Annotated in this window: 25 protein-coding genes and 1 other annotated feature; of the genes, 1 reads left to right on the top strand and 24 read right to left on the bottom strand. The window is 37.5% G+C overall.

Features of this window, described 5'->3' with window-relative positions; all coding sequences use genetic code 11:
* Nucleotides 1-7 precede the first annotated feature (7 nt).
* From ruvA to ACQKOF_RS17675, 3 genes are all read right to left on the bottom strand, one after another.
* Entirely contained in the window at nt 8-628 is a 621-nt protein-coding gene (gene ruvA, locus ACQKOF_RS17685; RefSeq protein WP_053596159.1) for a Holliday junction branch migration protein RuvA, read from the bottom strand.
* A 114-nt stretch (nt 629-742) separates the two neighbouring features.
* A complete protein-coding gene (locus ACQKOF_RS17680) occupies nt 743-1,540 on the bottom strand; it encodes a phosphotransferase (protein ID WP_427559751.1) in 798 nt (265 codons plus the stop codon).
* A gap of 70 nt (nt 1,541-1,610) precedes the next feature.
* Nucleotides 1,611-2,651 (bottom strand): LysM peptidoglycan-binding domain-containing protein, encoded by a 1,041-nt coding sequence (locus ACQKOF_RS17675; RefSeq protein ID WP_427559748.1) that lies wholly within the window; start codon nt 2,649-2,651, stop codon nt 1,611-1,613.
* A 142-nt stretch (nt 2,652-2,793) separates the two neighbouring features.
* On the opposite strand from ACQKOF_RS17675, the gene ACQKOF_RS17670 reads away from it, so the two are divergent.
* Nucleotides 2,794-3,327 (top strand): transcription repressor NadR, encoded by a 534-nt coding sequence (locus ACQKOF_RS17670; RefSeq protein ID WP_427559745.1) that lies wholly within the window; start codon nt 2,794-2,796, stop codon nt 3,325-3,327.
* Nucleotides 3,328-3,546: 219 nt separating this feature from the next.
* Here the strand turns inward: ACQKOF_RS17670 and ACQKOF_RS17665 are convergent, their stop codons facing one another.
* The 21 genes from ACQKOF_RS17665 to ACQKOF_RS17565 form a co-directional block, all read right to left on the bottom strand.
* On the bottom strand, nt 3,547-3,936 hold the full coding sequence (locus ACQKOF_RS17665) for a thiol-disulfide oxidoreductase DCC family protein (protein WP_427559743.1): 390 nt from the start codon (nt 3,934-3,936) through the stop codon (nt 3,547-3,549).
* A 30-nt stretch (nt 3,937-3,966) separates the two neighbouring features.
* Nucleotides 3,967-4,842 carry a prephenate dehydratase gene (gene pheA / locus ACQKOF_RS17660; RefSeq protein ID WP_427559741.1) on the bottom strand — a complete coding sequence of 292 codons (876 nt, stop codon included), beginning with the start codon at nt 4,840-4,842 and terminating at the stop codon, nt 3,967-3,969.
* A 357-nt stretch (nt 4,843-5,199) separates the two neighbouring features.
* Complete coding sequence (locus tag ACQKOF_RS17655; protein WP_053484814.1) at nt 5,200-5,655, bottom strand: ACT domain-containing protein; 456 nt, start codon at nt 5,653-5,655, stop codon at nt 5,200-5,202.
* 23 nt (nt 5,656-5,678) lie between these two features.
* On the bottom strand, nt 5,679-6,968 hold the full coding sequence (obgE, locus tag ACQKOF_RS17650) for a GTPase ObgE (RefSeq protein ID WP_107950619.1): 1,290 nt from the start codon (nt 6,966-6,968) through the stop codon (nt 5,679-5,681).
* A gap of 5 nt (nt 6,969-6,973) precedes the next feature.
* A complete protein-coding gene (locus ACQKOF_RS17645; RefSeq protein ID WP_427559739.1) occupies nt 6,974-7,501 on the bottom strand; it encodes a Spo0B domain-containing protein in 528 nt (175 codons plus the stop codon).
* A 138-nt stretch (nt 7,502-7,639) separates the two neighbouring features.
* Nucleotides 7,640-7,939 (bottom strand): 50S ribosomal protein L27, encoded by a 300-nt coding sequence (rpmA, locus tag ACQKOF_RS17640; protein WP_053484817.1) that lies wholly within the window; start codon nt 7,937-7,939, stop codon nt 7,640-7,642.
* Nucleotides 7,936-8,292, bottom strand: coding sequence for a ribosomal-processing cysteine protease Prp (locus ACQKOF_RS17635; protein WP_068983764.1), 357 nt, complete (start codon nt 8,290-8,292; stop codon nt 7,936-7,938). The genes rpmA and ACQKOF_RS17635 overlap by 4 nt, the downstream gene beginning before the upstream one ends.
* Before the next feature lie 16 nt (nt 8,293-8,308).
* Complete coding sequence (gene rplU, locus ACQKOF_RS17630) at nt 8,309-8,617, bottom strand: 50S ribosomal protein L21 (protein ID WP_053484819.1); 309 nt, start codon at nt 8,615-8,617, stop codon at nt 8,309-8,311.
* 14 nt (nt 8,618-8,631) lie between these two features.
* Nucleotides 8,632-8,707 (bottom strand) — a sequence feature (ribosomal protein L21 leader region).
* Nucleotides 8,708-8,752: 45 nt separating this feature from the next.
* Nucleotides 8,753-9,364, bottom strand: a complete 612-nt coding sequence (locus tag ACQKOF_RS17625; protein ID WP_427559737.1) for a stage IV sporulation protein FB — start codon at nt 9,362-9,364, stop codon at nt 8,753-8,755.
* Nucleotides 9,354-9,908, bottom strand: a complete 555-nt coding sequence (locus tag ACQKOF_RS17620) for a peptidoglycan DD-metalloendopeptidase family protein (RefSeq protein WP_427559734.1) — start codon at nt 9,906-9,908, stop codon at nt 9,354-9,356. Before ACQKOF_RS17620 ends, ACQKOF_RS17625 begins: the two co-directional genes overlap by 11 nt.
* Before the next feature lie 93 nt (nt 9,909-10,001).
* Nucleotides 10,002-10,799, bottom strand: a complete 798-nt coding sequence (minD, locus tag ACQKOF_RS17615) for a septum site-determining protein MinD (protein ID WP_427559731.1) — start codon at nt 10,797-10,799, stop codon at nt 10,002-10,004.
* 1 nt (nt 10,800) lies between these two features.
* Entirely contained in the window at nt 10,801-11,469 is a 669-nt protein-coding gene (gene minC / locus ACQKOF_RS17610) for a septum site-determining protein MinC (protein ID WP_427559728.1), read from the bottom strand.
* A 27-nt stretch (nt 11,470-11,496) separates the two neighbouring features.
* Nucleotides 11,497-12,021: a rod shape-determining protein MreD gene (gene mreD / locus ACQKOF_RS17605; RefSeq protein WP_370041849.1), complete on the bottom strand. Its 525-nt coding sequence runs from the start codon at nt 12,019-12,021 to the stop codon at nt 11,497-11,499.
* On the bottom strand, nt 12,021-12,932 hold the full coding sequence (mreC, locus tag ACQKOF_RS17600; protein ID WP_427559725.1) for a rod shape-determining protein MreC: 912 nt from the start codon (nt 12,930-12,932) through the stop codon (nt 12,021-12,023). The genes mreD and mreC overlap by 1 nt, the downstream gene beginning before the upstream one ends.
* A gap of 13 nt (nt 12,933-12,945) precedes the next feature.
* Nucleotides 12,946-13,965 (bottom strand): rod shape-determining protein, encoded by a 1,020-nt coding sequence (locus tag ACQKOF_RS17595; RefSeq protein ID WP_427559722.1) that lies wholly within the window; start codon nt 13,963-13,965, stop codon nt 12,946-12,948.
* A gap of 610 nt (nt 13,966-14,575) precedes the next feature.
* Nucleotides 14,576-15,247: a RadC family protein gene (gene radC, locus ACQKOF_RS17590; protein WP_427559883.1), complete on the bottom strand. Its 672-nt coding sequence runs from the start codon at nt 15,245-15,247 to the stop codon at nt 14,576-14,578.
* A gap of 34 nt (nt 15,248-15,281) precedes the next feature.
* Nucleotides 15,282-15,875 carry a Maf family protein gene (locus ACQKOF_RS17585; protein ID WP_427559719.1) on the bottom strand — a complete coding sequence of 198 codons (594 nt, stop codon included), beginning with the start codon at nt 15,873-15,875 and terminating at the stop codon, nt 15,282-15,284.
* Between the two features lie 99 nt (nt 15,876-15,974).
* Nucleotides 15,975-16,622: a hypothetical protein gene (locus ACQKOF_RS17580; RefSeq protein WP_427559717.1), complete on the bottom strand. Its 648-nt coding sequence runs from the start codon at nt 16,620-16,622 to the stop codon at nt 15,975-15,977.
* Nucleotides 16,623-17,136: 514 nt separating this feature from the next.
* Complete coding sequence (locus ACQKOF_RS17575) at nt 17,137-18,390, bottom strand: bifunctional folylpolyglutamate synthase/dihydrofolate synthase (RefSeq protein ID WP_427559714.1); 1,254 nt, start codon at nt 18,388-18,390, stop codon at nt 17,137-17,139.
* Complete coding sequence (locus tag ACQKOF_RS17570; protein ID WP_427559712.1) at nt 18,387-19,679, bottom strand: bifunctional folylpolyglutamate synthase/dihydrofolate synthase; 1,293 nt, start codon at nt 19,677-19,679, stop codon at nt 18,387-18,389. Before ACQKOF_RS17570 ends, ACQKOF_RS17575 begins: the two co-directional genes overlap by 4 nt.
* A gap of 391 nt (nt 19,680-20,070) precedes the next feature.
* Nucleotides 20,071-20,283 (bottom strand): transposase (locus tag ACQKOF_RS17565; protein ID WP_427559709.1); only part of this gene is annotated, 213 nt, incomplete at its 5' end.

Genomic DNA, 20,283 nt, shown 5'->3' with positions numbered 1-20,283 from the left:
CCTTTCACTATTTTAACTTTAATAGCAATTGTAAAGCTTGTTTCATAAATGCATCTGTTGTTTCAAGCTTGTCGTTTTCTTCGAGCTGTGGACGTATTTTTTCTAATTCTTTTTCAGAATAACCAAGTGCCATTAAGGCAAGAATAGCTTCTTCAAGCTCATGTTTATATGGATTCACACCAAATAACGGTAGCTCATCTTCTGTACTTGGTAGCTCAATAGTCTCCAACAATCCGCCAAGTTTACCTTTTAAATCTAGAATCATTTGACGTGCCGTTTTCTTACCCACACCAGGAAACTTTACTAAAAATGATTCATCTTCTCGTTCAATGGCACTGATAACCTGTTGTGGATTCCCAGTAGCTAAAATAGCAAGTGCACCCTTCGGTCCAATTCCCGACACTAAAATAAGTTTACGAAACAGCTCTCGTTGGTCTAAATTTGGAAAGCCATATAACACTTGTGCATCCTCACGTACATGCAAGTGAACAAAAATTTGTTGTTCAAGGGCAGATGTCCGGAACGCAAATGGATTTGGTGTATTTAGCTGCCAGCCAATCCCTTGCTGTTCAAGGACGATATACTCAGGAGTTATACGCTTTACTTGTCCTTTTAAATAATCATACATTCTATAATCCCTCACAATCATCGTCTTCGATTATAGCATATTACGAACGAATGCTCGACTATAAGAAATAACACAAGTAGTCGTTCACATACAAAAATGACCGCCGAAAGACGGTCATTTCTTTATCATTTTATCAATATCGTACCACAGTTTCGGCCAATATGTGAGAGCTCGTTTTGTAAATGGCACTAAATAATCTAAAAATACAAGCTGTTGATCTAATGGTAAATCTACTGCAAAAAGCCATTCACGTAATAGCTCATTCGGATATTTTAAACGATGTAGCTTTCTTTTATCTAATCGTTTCATCTCTGGTAGCTCTGCAAATATTTTACCAAGGTCATAATCTACAGCTGGCAATACACGATGTAACCATAAAATATATTCATCATCCGCTTCTCCAAGGTGAGCCAAATCAAAATCAATTAAACGTAATTTCCCATCTGAGCACCATAAAAAATTATGATGTACGACATCTCCATGTAAAAGCGTTATTTCTTTTTCAGGTACATCTTCCTGAGCGATTAGCTGTAACGATTTCTCACTATAATGTACAATTTGATCGATTTCTTCTTTTGTTAAAAATGCACGAAATTCATTCCGTCTGCTTTTAAAACGCATATGACGCATTTGCCATTTTAAAAGCTGTGAATAAGTGTGCAAGCCTGGCACCCGCTGCCAAGCAATTTTTTTATGTGTATCATGTAACGTATTTAATAACTTGAGTGATTCCTTCCGATCCTTTTTATGTGCAAAATTAGCACTATGACTTCCTTCTTGCCAATCTTGCACGATTAAATACTCATCATCACTTTTCATTAAAGGTAAGATCAGCGAGGGTTCCAGATGTCCAAGCTGTCGATGAATAACCCTCACCTTTTCAGCTATTTCTATCTGCTTTGCTCGTTTCACAAAATAATTATTGGATTGATATTTATACTTCCAAATATTCGACTTTACTTCTTCAATGATATACGCTTTTTTACCATCGATAAGGCGTCATCCCGCCTGGGAAAAAGTGCGGTGTCATCCATGGTCCTACCGAAGAATGTGGCATATGGCAATGTGATGGACATGGCGTTGGGCATGGTGGTGGACATGGCGGTGGACAGAAACATGGGTCCATTTGCCAAGTCGGCATCATAACTGGTTGTGCATGACAACCACATGGCTGTTCCATTTCCGGCATCATTTCCGGCATCGGCTGAAATTCAGGCTTCATAGGGAAGAATGGAGATGTACTAGATTCTAAGAACTCCTCCGCCCCAGCAACTTTTTCGCATGGCATTTCACATGATGTTGGTTGTTCTGGCATAGTATAAGCCTCAACTTGTGGCTCCATCTGCATTGGCATCTGCATCGGCATTGGCCACCACATATGATGATGCACTGGTTGATGGCAGCTTGCACAATGTGGTACTGCTGGCATTTGTGGCATGATAAAAATCGGTTGCGGCATTGGCATTGGTGGTGGCGCCTCCGGTTGGGCTACAGGCTGTGGTTGTGGTTGAATTTGGATTGGAGATACAGTTTGCTCTACACTTGGCATGACAACTTGTTGATTCCAGCTAAGCTCAACAGGCGCTGGCTGAGGCATCGGCATTGGCATTGGATAAGGAATTGGAATCATCTGTGGTTCTGGCATTGGTGGTGGTGGTACAATAATTGGTGGTGGCATTGGTCTTTGAACCTCTTTTTCTTTAACGTGCTTTGTAGGTGACTCCTTGTGCATATGTTCTTTGTGCATATGTTCCTTATGCCCCTCTTTATGTGATTCCCTATGTCCTTCACTATGACCTTCTCTATGTCCCCCCTCTCTATGCATTCCCCAATCTGTTTCTCGATGATGTTCTCTATGTGGTTCTTTGTGTATTTTTTCAGGTAGGATAATTTCCATGCCCGGTACAATATAATCTGGATTAGCAAGATGGGCATTAAGCCGCTTTAAATCCTCAAACGAAACTCCGTACTCTTTCGCAATCTTCCACAACGTGTCTCCCTTTTGGACAATATGAATACGCAATTTTTTCCTCCCTTCCTCTCTTCGTATCATATGTTCAATGTTTCATTTGGATACAAAAATTTCACGCATGTTGGAAGTGCTTCATGGTACACTAGTTTTTAAGGAAAACTGCTTCCTTTATTACAGGCAGAGGTGATCTCTTATGAAAAAAATGTTAGGCGAAGAACGCCGACTGCAACTCCTAGCACAACTAAAAAAAAGCACAGCACCTATAACTGGGACGGACCTAGCTAAATTCGCTAATGTTTCTAGACAAGTCATTGTCAATGATATGACATTATTAAAGGCTAGAAATGAACCTATTATTGCAACTAGCCAAGGATATATTTATATGCATCAGGAACAATTACATCAAACTGTTGAACGTACAATTCCTTGCTTCCACACTGCAGAGGATGCTGAAGACGAACTTATAACAATAGTTGATTGCGGTGGTACAGTAAAAAATGTTATTGTTGAACATCCTATTTATGGAGAAATTACCGCATCTATTATGGTCGCTAACCGTCATGAGGTAAAAAAATTTATTCAACGCGTCAACGAAACACAAGCAAGTTATTTATCCGAACTAACAGGTGGTACACATCTTCATGTTATTTCTGCTCCTTCTGTTGAAATTTTAGATTTAATTGAGCTTACTTTACAAAAAAAAGACTATTTAATTGTAGATCAATAATTTAACTTCTGCTGAAAGAAGTTAAAAATCCTTTTAAATATTTTCAAGTCACAATCATACGCAAACGTTTAGGGCATTTTTAAATGATTTGCTATAAAATTATGATTAAATTTTTATAGTTTATTTCCGTTGTTCCTTATTTATTTGGTTATTCTTGTGAATTACTGTTGCAGTCCCTCTAAAAAAAGAGCTATCCACTTAAATTGGATAGCTTCAGAGTTAGAGAAATCTTTTTAGTTGTGAAGGTGTTGGCAATAAACATATTTCTTTTCGTCCGAAAAGACGATATCTATTTTTAGCAAATATTCGGTATATTATATTTCGTATAGATGGAGGAATAAGGATGAAAATATAGCAGACTGGCCAAAAACTATCTAATCTCCTGCAGATTTTAAGTGCTGCTGTGGATTCAAAATATACCTTTCCATGCTCAATTAACATGACACTATCTATATTTTCTAGTACCTCGTATTGTGCAAGTAATGCCTGCCCTGCATCACTTTGAATAGCAGCAAATTGAAAATATGCTGCCTGATCATATTTGATAATAAATTGCACACTACTATCACAAAAATTGCACACTCCGTCAAATAAAATAATACCACCCACAATGATTCCTCCTAGCCAAGGCGAAATTGATTACTCGTCCGATGTTAGATAAGTAAAGTATGTACCAAGTGACTTCACCTTGCAACCAAGTGCAGCTAGTTCTTCCATAGCCCCACGCATCATAGGCTCCTTTTCATCTGCCAATACATCAATCATAAAGAAATAATCACCTAAGCCCGTTTTTAATGGTCTTGATTCTATCTTACTTAAGTTCAACTGTCGCCATGCAAATACTGATAATACTTGATGTAATGCCCCTGAACGGTCCATTGGCAATGTAATCATGAAAGTTGTCTTTGCCTGTCCATCTGATAATTCTTGTGGTAATCGTATATTTTGCTTAGATAATACGAAGAAACGTGTATGATTAAAATGGAAATCATGAATATTAGGTTGAACTATTTCTAAGCCATATTTATCTGCCGCCGCTGCATTTCCAACTGCCGCAATGCACTCATTTGGATTTTCGGAAACAAATTTTGCGGCTGCTGCTGTTGATGTTGTTTGATGTAACGGAGCATGGCTGAAGCGATAAAATAAATATTTATGACATTGGGCTAGAGCATGTGGATGTGAATAAACTCCTACAATTGACTCCCAATTGTCCTTCTGCGATTTATTGACCATTAAATGCTGCTGTATCTTTAACTGAAGCTCACCTGTAACATATAAAGTTGCCTCATGGAATAAATAATCGAGCGTTAACGATACAGAGCCTTCTAAAGCATTTTCCAGTGGTACAACTGCTAAATCTACCTTCCCCTTTGCTACTGCCTCGATACATTCTGGAATTGTAGTACAAGGGACAAGCCACTCATTCGGAAAGGTTGCCTTTGTTGCTAAGTATGTAAATGATGCCTCCGGTCCTAAATATCCTATTCGTTTTTCCCATTGTTGCTCTGTCATTACATTTACCTCCTGTTTAAGGTTTGATTTTATTGGCTCAACACCATAAATGTTATTCTTAACTTTTTGATAATGAGCCTCTTAAATTTCACTAATGCAAAAATTTAGAATTTTTAATTCCCAAAAATCACTTTATATTTCTACATCAAATGTTAGGCAAAGGCATAATGTGAAGCTTTCCTAAATGCTCCGGCGATTGCCGCACCTCTTAAATCAAATTATAGATTTTTTTGTGATAGTCTTTATTTTTTGTTATAGAATAAGGAGCTGTCCCATGAAGTGATCATTTCATCACATGGGACTGCTCCTTTTGAGCTTATTTACATTCTGTCAAAAAATCAAGCTTACTTTCAGTCATTACAATGCACCAGAACTAATTACTTCCGCTGACTCTACAAAATCTAAACGTTTGAGTTGCTGTATTAAATCATCAAGTTCACATGTCATACTAGTGACATCTAATGACAATGTAACATTAGCACGTCCTTGAATCGGTATTGTTTGATGGATAGTCAGTACATTGCAATGCGTAATTGTCACTGTTTCTAAAAGCTTTGCAAGTGTTCCTTTACGGTCCTGAAGCTGTAAAAAGACTGTTAAAATGCGTTCCTGCACAATTGAGTGAAAAGGAAATACAGCATCACGATATTTGTAAAACGCACTACGCGATAAATCCACCTGCTTTACCGCATCCCAAATGGAAGATACCGAACCACTTGAAAGTAAGTGTTTCGCCTCCAAAGTTTTTTGCATAGCATCCGTTAAAACATCTTCACGAACTAAATAATATCGCTGATTCGCAACATTCTTCATACGCTTCCCCCTAAAACCTATTCTTAGTCGACAAATTCAAATTCGAATTCCAATAAGCGTACAATATCTCCATTTTGTGCACCACGTTCACGTAATGCTTCATCGACGCCCATACCACGTAATTGACGTGCAAAACGACGTACACCGTCCTCGCGGCTGAAGTCTGTCATTTTGAAGATACGCTCAATCGCATATCCACCAAGAATGAATGTACCATCAGGATCACGAGAGATTTCGATTGAATCTGCTTCAGATTGGTGTTTGTAAAGTACCGTTGCATCTGATTCTTCATCTAGATCGTCGAATAATGGGAATTCAGGAGTCACTTCCAGTAAGTCGGCAATTTCAAATAATACCGGCTTTAAACCTTGGCGAGAAACCGCTGATACTGGGAAGATTTTCACATCTTCGCCCACTTTTTCACGGAAAATTTCTAAGTTTTCCTCTGCATCTGGCATGTCCATTTTATTTGCCACAATAATTTGTGGACGTTCTGTTAAACGAAGATTATATTGTTTTAGCTCATCATTGATTGTTAAGTAATCTTCATAAGGATCGCGCCCTTCCATACCCGACATATCAATTACATGTACGATAACACGTGTACGTTCAATATGACGGAGGAATTGGTGACCTAGACCAACACCTTCGTGCGCACCTTCGATTAAACCTGGTAAATCGGCCATTGCAAAGCTACGATGATCATCCGTTTCAACCATTCCTAAGTTCGGTACGATTGTAGTGAAATGATAAGCACCTATTTTTGGCTTTGCCGCAGAAACAACAGATAATAATGTTGATTTACCTACACTTGGGAAGCCAACTAATCCTACATCTGCTAGTACTTTCAACTCTAATATAACATTTAATTCTTGTCCTGGCTCACCTTTTTCAGAAAGTTCTGGAGCAGGATTGGCTGGTGTTGCAAAGCGAGAATTCCCGCGTCCACCGCGACCAGCTTTTGCGATAATCGCTTGTTGACCATGCTCGACTAAATCCGCAATAACAACGCCTGTTTCTTCGTTCATTACAACCGTGCCTGGTGGTACTTTAACGATTAAATCATCTGCACGTCTACCATGCATCCCTTTACTCATACCATGCTCACCACGGTCAGCCTTGAAGTTGCGTTTGTAGCGGAAATCCATTAACGTTCGCAGACCTTCTTCAACTTGAAAGACAACATTCCCACCGTGACCACCATCGCCACCAGCTGGACCACCATTCGGTACAAATTTTTCACGACGGAAGGCTACCATTCCATCCCCACCGTCGCCACCTTTTACATAAATCTTGACGTGATCGACAAACATTTAATTCACTCCCTGCTTGCACTCAATACATATATCCAAGACGTATTTGTCTCTTCCACTGTTTGAATGTCTAATTGTTTCAAACCTTTTTCGGTGAATGCATCAGCACTCCATAGCCCATTTAACGTGAATGTCACGGCAAATGTATGATCGTCAACACGTACATCGAGCACAAAGCTCTGCTCTGTAAATGGATCTAATGTATCATAAACATGCATAACTGTTTTGTTTAAGTAATCTACAACTTCCAAATCAATAGTATTTGTGACAGGCCTTTTTATCTCACAGCTTAGCTTCATTGGTAATGAAGGGTAGCGCCAGCCTGCTGTTTGCAGCCACTCTATTGTTTGGGGTAATTGTAGACGATTAAGGATAGAAAATACTTGTAACTGCTCTGAATACTCTTTAATAAGTTTTTTTGATTCATCAATTCTACCTAAATCTAAATTCATGCGAATAAGCTGAAGCTGATTCACATAATCATGATTTGCAAAACGTAATACTTCACTAATGGTTAGTGATTGATTATTCATCCCATTCACTCCAATAAAGTTATCCTTACTAGTATAACAAGTTTTGCTGTATTTTTCCCTTAATTCTTCATTGAAATTTAGCCAAAAAAAGGACTGCAATAAATGCAGTCCTCCGCTTTATGTTATCTTTTTTGAAGATTAAGCTTCTTGTGATGCTGGGTATACAGATACTTGTTTGCGATCGCGACCTAAGCGTTCGAATTTAACAACGCCGTCAACTTTAGCAAATAGTGTATCGTCACCACCACGACCTACGTTTGTACCTGGGTAAATTTTTGTACCGCGTTGACGGTAAAGAATTGATCCACCAGTTACGAATTGGCCATCAGCACGTTTAGCACCAAGACGTTTTGACTCAGAGTCACGTCCGTTTTTTGTAGAACCTACACCTTTTTTAGATGCGAAAAGTTGAAGGTCTAATGCTAATAATAATTTCATCGTGTTCCACCTCCTACTTGGTTGTAGTTGATTTGGATGTATTGTCCGTAATTTTGCACCATTGAATACACTTGGGCAGTCATTACTTGGACAATTAACTGTAGTTTTGCATCAATCTCAGGCTCTAAATCTGACGGTAAATCTACCTTAAGATAGCCTCCACCTTCAGCAGCTTGTTCGACTTCTGGCTGTAATTGTAATAGTGCATAAATAGCATTCACCGTACCTATGGCAATTGTAGATGCCCCTGCACATACTAAATCCTTACCAGATTCATCGTATTCCGCATGTCCTGAAAATTCAAATGCAGACACATGTCTATTTTCATCGTGATGAATCGTAACTTGTATCATTCGCTACACCTCACAATTAAGCGTTGATAGTTTCAACAACTAATTTTGTGTAAGGTTGACGGTGACCTTGTTTACGACGGTAGTTCTTTTTAGCTTTCAATTTGAAAACAACGATTTTTTTCGCACGGCCTTCTTTCACAACTTTAGCTGTTACAGTAGCGCCTTCTACGAATGGAGCTCCAACTTTAACGTTTTCGCCACCAACGAATAAAACTTTATCGAAAGTTACAACCTCGTCAGCCTCTACACCTAATTTTTCAACATAGATTTCTTGACCAGCTTCTACTTTGATTTGTTTACCACCAGTTTCAATAATTGCGTACATTTTACTGCACCTCCTCTTAGACTCAGACTCGCCTGTATATAAAGGTGATCATACGATACTTAAACCTTTCCAGTGCGGTTGCAGTAGCACAGGTGCTACAAACAATAACATTAAAATATTACCACACCATTTTTTTTAAGTCAATCTATTCATTACATATTTCTCAAATGCCAAACGATATTTTCGATAATTCCATTCTTTTAACACTTGAAGCCATATAAATAAACATAGAATTGCTAAAAAAATAGATTGTGGGAGGTAATATAAAGTTATCATAAATAGTATAAAAGCAATTATGAGAGAAAGCCAGTAGTAATATTCAAACGCACGAACACTAGGATGGAATAAAAATAAGCACGCTAAAAATATTCTGCCACCATCCAACGGAATAATCGGTAAAATATTGATTGCTAATAGCACAAGTTGCACATTAATAAGCTTAGTAGCAAGCAGTTCTGGCATAAAAAAAGCGAGGCCAATCCCTAATATTGTAGCGATTGGTCCCCCTAAGGCAATCCAAAGGAGTGACGTTGCAGGCACAACCGCTGGATTTTCAAATTCTATTTCCCCTCCGTAAGGTGTAATAACGCATGATTTTACCTTAACACCACAAAGCATCGCCGTTAACAAATGACCAGCTTCATGCCATAATAACGAAGATAAAATAATGGCGTAATAAGCAATTTGGCCAGTAAAAATCATTAAAAATACGAGAGGGATACATAGAAGATGCAGTTTAATCTTCATTGGACGCCGCTGTTTCAAGCCACTGTACAATCTGCTCTAAACTATAATTTGTCTTATCTTTTTCAATCGAGATATAGAGTTGTCCCGCCTCTTTCATGCCGATTAAATCATTTGCCTGCACTGTCGTATATGGAAGTTGTGCTAAACTATCCAGCATACCGTAGGATACTGTTGTACCATCATCATAGCTTATCGTCATTGTTTTACCAGTATATTTTGTATGACCAGTAAAAACGACAAGACCATTCTTTCCAGCATAAACAGGTAAGCCCATGTCATATTGCAATAAAAAACCTTCCTTAAAAACTTGCGCATTGGCAAATGATAATAATTCAGTTTGCCCAACATCGCTCGATACCAAAATTGTTGTATCCTCTTTATTTAGCCAACTTTGTCCGAGCTCACTTAAATAGGTTAAATCTGCTGATGTTGTAACTAGTTTTCGCACTGGTGTTTCTAATACACCTTGATCCTCTAAACGAATTACGAGCATAATTGCAGCCACAAGCAGTATTGTGACCAACCATTTCCATATCTTAAACAAGCCCTCATCCTTTTTTCACACTATATGAGATTGCATGTCCATTCATGCACAAGAAAAAAACCTTCTCGTACATATGCACGAAAAGGCTGATGATTATCTTGAAAATAACGCTTTTAGTTTTGAAAATACACCTTTATGTTCATCTTCAATTGCCATAAGTGGCACAGACTCTCCAAGTATTCGACGGGCAATATTACGATAGCCTAAAGATGCTTTATTAGTAGGATCCATTACTACTGGTTCACCTTTATTGGATGATGAAATAACCCCTTCATTATCTACGATGATCCCTAATAAATCGATAGACAAATGTGTTGTAATTTCATTCACATCCAACGTATCACCTCTTTTCATCATATGCTGGCGAATGCGGTTAATGATTAGTTTAGGTGCAGAAATTTCTTCTTGTTCAAGCAAGCCAATAATTCGATCTGCATCACGTACAGCAGAGATTTCTGGCGTTGTTACTACAATTGCATGATCTGCACCAGCAACAGCATTGCGATAGCCTTGTTCAATGCCCGCTGGACAGTCTATTAAAACATAATCATAGTCTCTTTTTAATTCCTCTACTAAGTTCTTCATTTGCTCAGGTTTAACAGCATTTTTATCTGTCGTTTGAGCAGCAGGTAATAAAAATAATTTCTCATCTACACGTTTATCTTTTATTAATGCTTGGTGAATCTTACAGCGCCCTTCCACAACATCAACTAAATCATAGATAATTCGATTCTCAAGACCTAAAATTACATCTAAATTACGCAGGCCAATATCAGTATCTACTAGACATACTTTTTTACCTTGTAGAGCCAATGCAGTCCCCAGGTTAGCCGTTGTCGTAGTTTTTCCGACACCGCCTTTACCTGAAGTTATGACGATCGCTTCTCCCACACTAGCTACCTCCCCTAGACACATTTAACAATGGTCGAATATTTTTTAACGCTTGAATTTGATCGTACGTAATACGCCCTTCATAGCCAATAAATGCACAAGTCATCTCTTCCTGATTAATTACTTTTACATGTTCGTCTGACATTACCTGAACCTGATCAGCAATCATGATATGAGTAGCTTCAAAACGAGATGCTGCAATGATCGCTTCCTTATTACCATTAACACCAGCATGTGCAATTCCTTTGAGTTTACCTAGGACATACACATTGCCACCCGCTTCTACTCGTCCGTTCGGATTGACATTCCCTACAATAACAATATCTCCTGCCGAACGCAGAACTTGCCCCGATCTGACCACACCTATATATGTATCTTGTTGACTTTCAATCCTTTTCTGGTTGCTCTCATGGACAGTCAGTACTTCACTTTGCACCTTTGAAACGATTAGTTGCTCAGTTTCCTGAACAATTTTAATAAGCTCTTTGATTTGTTCATCAGAACAGTATCGATAGCCTAAATATAATTGTACATCTACTTTGCTATCGATACCGCTCTCTGAAACTTTCTTTTTCAGCTCTTCTACTAAATCGGCATACGCACATTGATCGTCTAAACGAAGAACAAATCCATCCTTTGTTCCCTTCATATTAACTAACTGTTTTTTCATGAATGCCTCACCCCACGTTGCTCTTTGTTAAGAAACTTCACGTGCTCTCTGTAAGACACGCGCATTAATTAGATACTTGAAGGCCCAACCAAGAATCATTAAAAATAGTGCATTAGCAATGATCGTTGGCAGTAGTCGTGAAAGTAAGAAATCCGATAACGGAATCGTTGTAAAGTCGATAAGATAGAAGAATTGATAGAGTATAAATTCTAAAATTGCTACTAAAACAACTGAAATCGTCGTTGTCACAACTAAGTGCTGATGAATAACTTTCACAATAGATCCTGCTAAAAAACAAATAAGCGGAAACAGTACTGAATATAATCCAATAATATCAATGTAAAACACATCATACAAGACACCAAAAAAAAGTCCATACATTACCGCTCGTTGACGGCTGTAATAAATGGATATAAATATTAAATATAAGATTAAAAATCTCGGAACTAAATAAAAGATTTGCCCTTTCACTTCAATTGGTGAAAGCATAGCAAACTCGGGTTCTAGTAAAAATAGTAAAACTGCCACAGTAGGGATGAGAAACCGAACCATTATTCCGCCTCCTCTTTACCCTTTTGTGGATGTGTTAAATCCTCGTTCGATGTATTACCATCAGATCCATCTATCGCAGTAGCGGAACGTTTAGCAATAACAACATAGTCTAAAATTGAAAAATCAGCAGATGGTTTTACATAGGCCATTTTTGTTAAGCCAAAATCATCTGTACTTACTTCAGTTATTTCTCCGATTGGCACATTTTTAGGGAAAATACCGCCAAGTCCTGATGACACTACTCGCTGACCTTTTTTAACTGTTAAACTTGAATCGATTCGCTTCATAATGAGTTCATTACGCTCTTTATCATAGCCCTCGATTAAACCGTATGCTTGTTTATCTCCTTGAACCATCGCAGAAACACGATAATTTGGATTATTTGTATATAAAAGCTCTACCTCAGAGGTGAAAGGTGTCACTAAAGTAACTTTACCGACTAACCCTTTCGCTGTCATAACTGCCATATTTTTTTCCACACCGTGTGAAGATCCTTTATCTAAAATAATTTTTTCTTCCCACTGATCAGGATTTCTAGCGATAACTGTGGCATGAATCGGATCATATGCTTTTAAGCTTTCCGATTTATCTGTGAGCTCTTGAAACTTTTTAATATCTGATTTCAAGTCCGATGCCTCAGCTTGTACAGCTGCAAATTCTTCTAAGCGCGCTTTTAAACGTTTATTTTCTTCGTACGTGTTTAAGAGGGAATCAATACTATTAAAAACACCAGTAATATAATTCGCCGGCTTCGCAACAAGAGATTGTGCGACGCCGACAGTGTCTTTAATAATTTGCTCTGGTAAAGTTGCTTTCGTCCGTTCACGTAATGAGAAGCTAATCAATGCCACAAGAAAAACCATGCCCACGAGTAGCAAAATTAATTTCTTATTGAAAAAAAACTGTGGCATTGCCTAAACCTCCTTAACCTTTAACTTGTTGTTGACGAATTAAATCAATATGATCTAGAGCCTTACCCGTACCAATAGCAACACAGTCTAGTGGATCTTCTGCGATAAATACTGGCATATTAGTTTCTTGGCTAATAACTTTGTCTAAATTCGTTAATAGCGCTCCACCACCTGTTAGTACAATTCCGCGCTCCATTACGTCTGCAGATAATTCAGGAGGTGTTTGTTCAAGCGTTTTTCGAACACCATCAATAATAGATGCTACCGCTTCACGTAAAGATTCAGAAATTTCTTGTGAAGAAATTTCGATTGTTTTAGGTAAACCTGTTAAAAGGTCACGTCCTCTAATTTCCATTTTTTCTTCTGGACCCTCAGCCAACGCTGTACCAATTTCCATTTTCACTGCTTCCGCAGTACGTTCACCAATTGTTAAGTTATATGTTTTACGAATATACGAAATGATGGATTGGTCCATTGCATCCCCGCCAACACGCACGGATTCACTAGTTACAATACCACCTAATGAAATAACTGCTACCTCTGTTGTACCACCACCGATATCAACGACCATTGACCCTGTTGGATCCCATACTGGTAAGTTCGAACCGATTGCTGCTGCAAATGGCTCTTCAATTGTAAATGCGTCTTTAGCACCTGCTTGGCGAGCAGCATCAATAACCGCACGTTGTTCAACCGATGTAATACCGTAAGGCACACAAATCATAACATTCGGCTTTTTCCAATTACCACCAGAATTTTTACAAGCTTCTTTTAAATAGTATTCTATCATTGCTGTAGTAATATCAAAATCAGCAATAACGCCATCTTTCATTGGACGAATTGCTACGATTGAGCCAGGTGTACGACCAATCATATTTTTCGCATCATTACCAACTGCAACGATATCTCCAGTTTTTGTATTTTTTGCTACGACTGAAGGTTCGCGTAAAACGATTCCCTTCCCTTTAATAAACACTAATGTATTCGCTGTGCCAAGGTCAATCCCGACATCTTTACTTCCTAATCCAAACAAATTGTGTACTCCCTTTCTATTTAAGCCATACTTTCGTTGACATCAACTACGCCCAGGCGTGTTTACACCCGAAGCTCTATCTTCATTCACTCAGTGTTAGACACCTACTGAAAAAAACTACACCCTCAATTATCTCACACCTGTTGGAGTGAGAGTCTTTTTCTGAATAAAAATAAAATCATACCGTTCATTATAACGGAAAAACGCAAGAATTTGTAGTGCCACATACCTCTTCTCGCGGAAAAGATACTATTTTAATTCCCTCCTAAACAAAAACAGTACGTATAGATTAGCATATAATTTTTATTCTTGTAAGACAACGTGTAATAGGCTACCAATTTTTGTGAATATTATAGACATTTCTACGAATACAATAACGTTTTCTATAAAAAAAGGTTCGTTTTTATTTTTAGCTTTTCGCAAAAAAATACAAAATATTTATTTTTAAAATAATAAAGTGATTTGATTCTTCACTAAATTTTGGAAACAAAAAACACTGTAAGGCTTCCCGAAATGATTCGGCAACTGCTTTACAATTCTAAATCGTGTAAATACCTCAACAACCCCCAAAGATTTTCATCAAAAAAACTCTGCAAAACATATTGCAGAGTTAAAAGTATCCTTTTTCTTTCAAACTAATAAACTGATGATCACCGATGATAAGATGATCTATTAAATCAATGCCTATAATATAACCAGCCTCTAAAATTCTTCTCGTCACTTCAATATCCTCATCACTAGGTGTTGGAACGCCACTAGGATGGTTATGTGCACAAATTATAGAAGCTGCAGATCTTTTTACAGCCTCGCGATAAATCTCCCTGGGATGAACAATTGAAGCATTTAGACTGCCTATAAAAATCGTCTGTCTATGAATAATTTGATTTTTTACATTTAGAAAAAGAACTACGAAATGCTCCTGGTTCAGTGAAGTCATATCAGGCATTAAATAGGTAGCGGCATCTTGAGGTGAACGAATCGTATATTTTTCATCGCTATGTTTCTGTGCGAGACGTCTACCGAGTTCAATTGCCGCTAATAATTGAATGGCTTTAACCTCACCAATTCCTCTAATAGCAACCATTTCTTCTATTGTTGCATGTTTCAAATGATGTAAACGCTCAAAAACACTTAGTACGCGATTGGCAAGTACAAGAACAGACTCATCTTTAGTGCCTGTCCTTAGTAAAATAGCCAGTAGCTCCTGATTCGATAAACTCATAGCTCCTTGTCTCCGTAGTCTTTCACGAGGTCGATCCTCTATATTAACGTCTCGTATCATCGTCCTTGGTAAAACATCATTTGGCAAAAAAGCCTCACTCCTTCACAAATTGGATAATATTGAGTGCTACCATTTGCGTAAACAACGCTGCAAGTGGTAAGCCGACAACATTGTTATAATCTCCTTCAATTCGTTTTACTAGAAGGGTTCCAGCAGTTTGAATGCCATAACCACCTGCTTTATCAAATGGATCTCCCGAATCTACATATGCTTCGACGAGCTCCTGCGATAAATGATGAAAGACAACATTTGTCTCTTCAACAAATATAGTTTCATTACCGTTAGGTTCAATAATGGCAACAGCTGTCATGACCGCATGACACTTACCTGATAAACGCAATAAGTGAGAAATTGCCTCCTCACGATTTTTTGGTTTGTGGAGTAGCTCATCAGCATAAACAACAATAGTATCTGCTCCAATAATTGTTGCATTTGGAGCTTTTTTTGCCACATCACGTGTTTTTAAAAGAGCTACACCTTTTACATAATCTTGCATTGTAGTTGCCTGAACGCTTGTCTCTTCTACTTCACTAGTTATTATGTCGAATGGAAGTGATAGCATAGCAAGTAATTCTTTTCGTCGTGGTGAAGCTGAAGCAAGCACTAGCTTGTGATTTGTTTTAAACATTATCTGACCATTCCTCCTTATTAGTTATCATAACGGAGAATTGAGGATTTGAAAATTTTCTAAAAATCAAGATAATGCTTATTTCACAATCTTTTGTGCTTAAAATTTCACTTGAAGACAAGCATTTTTCGATTTGTAATGGGCAAAAACTTGTAAGCGAACGATGCTGATATCGCTTGAAATAGACGAGGCTGCCGCTCCAATAGATTGCCAATCAGCAGGCAGCGTAGAATCCTTCGATTTATCCTTAAAATTTAATTTTGTTGCATTTTTGTCAGCTAGTACAGATGGAAGTTCTGCAATCGTTGCCTCCTTACAACTGTCACCGCTCAAAGTAAATGCTTTTTTAAAGGTTGCAGGATCTTTTAAAAAGACAAGCTGACTTTCATCTGTTACCACACTTGTCCAAACATAAAATTTTCCATCAACCTCGACAACGGCACTTTCTTTTAATGTAGGATGTTCAGATACAAACGAGCTCGCACTTTCATAATTTGAATAGACCCCTGCTTGACTTGCAAAAAACATGGGTCCGTTCGTTGCTCCTCCCGCTGTTGGAATTGTTTCTCCGGCTGAATTACCATTATTGCTTTTATTGGCTACCTCAGGGCTATCATTTTTTAACGAAAATTTAGTACTTGCTTGAAGAATACCTAAAAAAAGGGCTACACCAAAAAGTCCGACTATACCTCCAATAACCATCGCTCGAAATACTTGTTTTTTCATCACATGACTGACAATTTTCATTCGATCATCACCTCTTTCTCCAACGTATCAAAATAAATTTAGAAAAGACGATATTGTTTCAATTTGATATATAAGTATATGTATAAAAGGATGTGTAAATGCGAATTTACTACATTTTGATTTAATAGTTATTTTCGAAGTTTTACTGCAAAATTAAATATTTTTGTATCGAAAGATTTACTATAAATAAAAAAAGAGGTGGATTCTTTACTTTACTCTTTGTATCTCTATCAAAGAACAATTTTGCTGAAGGAGTTAATAGAAAGGAAATAGAAATAATATTATTTACTGACAAATAATCGTTATTGAGGTGATATGTTGGACAAACAAAAACTGTTTGATTTTAAGAAGGAATGAAAATATATTTGAAAAAGTCCTTGAGGAAATCAAAGAGAGAATACCCAAAAATTAATTATATTTACCTAAACTGATTGGGAGTATAAAAAAATCAGGACTCATTTTTTAATGAGTACCTGATTCTTTACTGTAAATATATTGTCCGTCCAACTATATGTTAAATATTTTTTAATCCGCTACGTACTTCGGTTAATAAATACAACGAACCCGATACAATAGTTCTCGATTTGCTTTCTGACTGTATTTTTAAAAATTGTACATAATCTTCTAAAACTGCTTTATGAGAGGCGTTCGACAACTCAAGCATGCTGTGAGCAGCCATCGCACGGGGATTATTGAAATCAACAAAGTAAAAATAATCACTTACCTGCTCAAATAGTTGCAAAATCTCTTTTACAGCCTTATCAGCAAGAATACCAATTACAAACGTAATCTGCTCATCTGGGAATTCCTGCTTAATCGTTTCTACTAATTTCTCAGCACTCGCTGGGTTATGTGCACCGTCTAAAAAAATATTAGGCATAATTTCTTCAAAACGTCCTAAAATAGTTGCGTTTTTCACAGCTTTTTGAATAGCTTCTTTACTAACTTTTAATTCTAATGCGGTTGCCACTTCAAAAAAGGCTGTAATAGCTAGTGCCATATTATTCGCCTGATGTGCTCCTTTCATTGTGCGTGTAAGCTTTGTTATACAAAAGCCATTGTCATTATACTTATAGCTCTCTCCATCATTCTCTTGTTTCACAAAAAATTGATGATTTAGCCCAAGAACAGATGAATGTTTTTTTTGAGCTTCCTGATAGACTATATTCTTCGCTTCTAACGGCAGGTCCCCGATAATAACTGGACGATATGGCTTAATAATTCCTGCTTTATGATGGGCAATACTTTCAATCGTATTTCCTAAAAAATTCGTATGCTCTAATGCGATACTCGGTATAATTGACACAATTGGTGTAACCACATTCGTACTATCAAGTAAGCCCCCCATACCTGCTTCAATAAGGGCAATATCTACATTACTGGCAATAAAATGTAAAAATGTTGCAACAGTTAACAGTTCAAAATCTGTTAGTTTCCCACTTAGTCCGGCTGCCTGCATTTTTTTGAATACATCATTCATTTCCTCTTCTGTAATAGCTTGACCCTCTACTTGAATTTGGTCATGCACGTCCACAATACAAGGAGACATAAATTTACCAATACGTAAGCCATGTTCTTCGGCGATTGATTCTAGAAATGTAAGTGTCGAGCCTTTACCGTTAGTCCCTGCTAAATGCACGACTTGCAATTTGTTTTCTGGATTACCCACTCGTGCCAATGCCTCTTCAATGGCAGTTAGACCAGGTTTAATAACATCATCACTTTGAACATTCCACTTTTCCTTGTAGCTATTCAATTTTGGGATCATCGTTGTTCCCCCTGTAGCCATTGTCGTATTTCAGCTATAAAATACAATGAGCCTGTAATGACTATAACATCCTCATGATTTCTTTGATGTAGCATCGTTTGAACCATTTCACGCCAATTCGCATTATACATTTTGTTCGTATTTGTAGATAATGCAGCTAATTGATCAGCAGGCATAGCATTCGGTAGCTCAATTTGTGTAAACGCAATTGATGTAGCAATACTATCCATTAAAGCAATACTTTTCGCATGATCTTTATCCGATAATACTGCATATATAAATCGATAGTTTCGGTTTGGATAAACCGTTTTAAGAGTTTGAATAAGTGCTGCAGTTCCTTCAGAATTATGTGCTCCGTCTAATATAATGTTGCCCGGTAATTGATCAAAACGGCCTGCCCACTGAGCTTTTGCCAAAGCTTGACGGATTGATTCATCTGAAATGTCAACGGCTCCATTGTCTCGTAACTTTAAGATCGCCGTAATCGCAAGGCTTGCATTATTAATTTGATGCGGCCCAGCCATTTTTAATGGGACAGCTACCATCTCCACATTTGCTTTTCGGTAATTAAAGTGCTGTATATTAGTACCTTGTTCAATGATTTCAACCGTAAAGTCCTTCCCTAAAACAAGACATGAGGCATGACGCTCATTTGCTATCTCCTCGATAACAGTAAGTACATCCTCACTTTTAACACCTACTACAACAGGTATATTTTCTTTAATAATGCCCGCCTTCTCAAACGCTACCTTTGCTAATGTATCCCCTAAAAACGCAGTATGTTCTAGTGAAATCGTTGTAATAATTGAAATTAGGGGCGTAATGACATTCGTAGCGTCTAAACGTCCACCCAGTCCTGTTTCAATCAGCGCAATATCCACTTCTTGATCCGCAAAATGTTGGAACATAATAAGTGTTACAACTTCAAAAAAGCTCGGAAAGTCACCTTCATAATGTGTCTCAATTATCTCAGCAATTTTGTTCATATAGTGTAAAAATTGTTCATCAGAAATTTGAATTCCATTAATAGTCATACGTTCATTAACACGCTCTAAATGGGGTGAAGTAAAGGCGCCAACTTTATAGCCAGCATGTTGTAACATTTCTCTAAGCGCATTCACTGTTGATCCCTTTCCATTTGAGCCTGCTAAATGGATAGCTCGTAACCTATCCTGTGGGTTATTAAGAAGTGCTAATACCTCTCGCATCAATACGAGCGGTGCACGTTTATGATCAACTGCCTTTAACGTAAAAATAAAATCTGTACATTCTTTCATCGTTTTAAACAAAAGAAACACTCCCTCTTACTACAATATCTCTATTTTAGTATAAGTAGCGCCCAATACACATACATTTCGAAAAAAACTCTTGTACTTTGAATGAAAGCTAAAAAAACACACAGAAAAACACTTTAAAAAGTGAGAATCCGTGTGTTTTATATTAATTTCATACTATTGGAGTTGTTGTGCACCTGATAGTGCTCTCATCTAATTTCTATATATTTTTACCTAAAACAACACATATCTTTTGTTGCATATAAAATTAATATAATCAGAACCACCAGTCTAACTGGTGGTTTGCTCTACGCGTGAAACGCTGGGGTACTGGCCCATGTCTAAAGACACACTGAAAGGTCCGCCAACCGCACTCCGTTTTCACGCTACCACTAAAGTGGTTTTATCATTTTCGCTTTTTTGCTTTGATTTCTTCTCCTGTAAATGGATCAATGAATTCTTTCATGCTCATTTGATCCTCAAGAATATCCTCTTGTAATTGATTTTTTATATATTCCTGAATGATTTTTCTGTTTCTTCCTACTGTATCTACATAATATCCGCGACACCAAAACTTCCTGTTTCCATATTTGTATTTTAGGTTCGCATGTCGATCGAA

The sequence above is a fragment of the Lysinibacillus sp. NPDC093190 genome, from assembly GCF_050280425.1.
GTDB lineage: Bacteria > Bacillota > Bacilli > Bacillales_A > Planococcaceae > Lysinibacillus.
Note: the sequence above shows the minus strand (reverse complement) of the source record. Positions and strands in the feature narration are given on the sequence as shown.

Excerpts from the sequence above, each read along its gene's own strand:
- ACQKOF_RS17585 (WP_427559719.1), bottom strand. The coding sequence starts at position 15,875 with ATGTTTAAAACAAATCACAAGCTAGTGCTTGCTTCAGCTTCACCACGA.
- minC (WP_427559728.1), bottom strand. The coding sequence starts at position 11,469 with ATGAAAAAACAGTTAGTTAATATGAAGGGAACAAAGGATGGATTTGTT.
- ACQKOF_RS17670 (WP_427559745.1), top strand. The coding sequence starts at position 2,794 with ATGAAAAAAATGTTAGGCGAAGAACGCCGACTGCAACTCCTAGCACAA.
- ACQKOF_RS17645 (WP_427559739.1), bottom strand. The coding sequence starts at position 7,501 with ATGAATAATCAATCACTAACCATTAGTGAAGTATTACGTTTTGCAAAT.
- ACQKOF_RS17575 (WP_427559714.1), bottom strand. The coding sequence starts at position 18,390 with ATGATCCCAAAATTGAATAGCTACAAGGAAAAGTGGAATGTTCAAAGT.
- ACQKOF_RS17655 (WP_053484814.1), bottom strand. The coding sequence starts at position 5,655 with ATGAAGAATGTTGCGAATCAGCGATATTATTTAGTTCGTGAAGATGTT.
- obgE (WP_107950619.1), bottom strand. The coding sequence starts at position 6,968 with ATGTTTGTCGATCACGTCAAGATTTATGTAAAAGGTGGCGACGGTGGG.
- pheA (WP_427559741.1), bottom strand. The coding sequence starts at position 4,842 with ATGACAGAGCAACAATGGGAAAAACGAATAGGATATTTAGGACCGGAG.
- ruvA (WP_053596159.1), bottom strand. The coding sequence starts at position 628 with ATGTATGATTATTTAAAAGGACAAGTAAAGCGTATAACTCCTGAGTAT.
- radC (WP_427559883.1), bottom strand. The coding sequence starts at position 15,247 with ATGATACGAGACGTTAATATAGAGGATCGACCTCGTGAAAGACTACGG.
- ACQKOF_RS17625 (WP_427559737.1), bottom strand. The coding sequence starts at position 9,364 with ATGAAGATTAAACTGCATCTTCTATGTATCCCTCTCGTATTTTTAATG.
- rplU (WP_053484819.1), bottom strand. The coding sequence starts at position 8,617 with ATGTACGCAATTATTGAAACTGGTGGTAAACAAATCAAAGTAGAAGCT.
- ACQKOF_RS17635 (WP_068983764.1), bottom strand. The coding sequence starts at position 8,292 with ATGATACAAGTTACGATTCATCACGATGAAAATAGACATGTGTCTGCA.
- ACQKOF_RS17580 (WP_427559717.1), bottom strand. The coding sequence starts at position 16,622 with ATGAAAATTGTCAGTCATGTGATGAAAAAACAAGTATTTCGAGCGATG.
- mreC (WP_427559725.1), bottom strand. The coding sequence starts at position 12,932 with ATGCCACAGTTTTTTTTCAATAAGAAATTAATTTTGCTACTCGTGGGC.
- mreD (WP_370041849.1), bottom strand. The coding sequence starts at position 12,021 with ATGGTTCGGTTTCTCATCCCTACTGTGGCAGTTTTACTATTTTTACTA.
- rpmA (WP_053484817.1), bottom strand. The coding sequence starts at position 7,939 with ATGAAATTATTATTAGCATTAGACCTTCAACTTTTCGCATCTAAAAAA.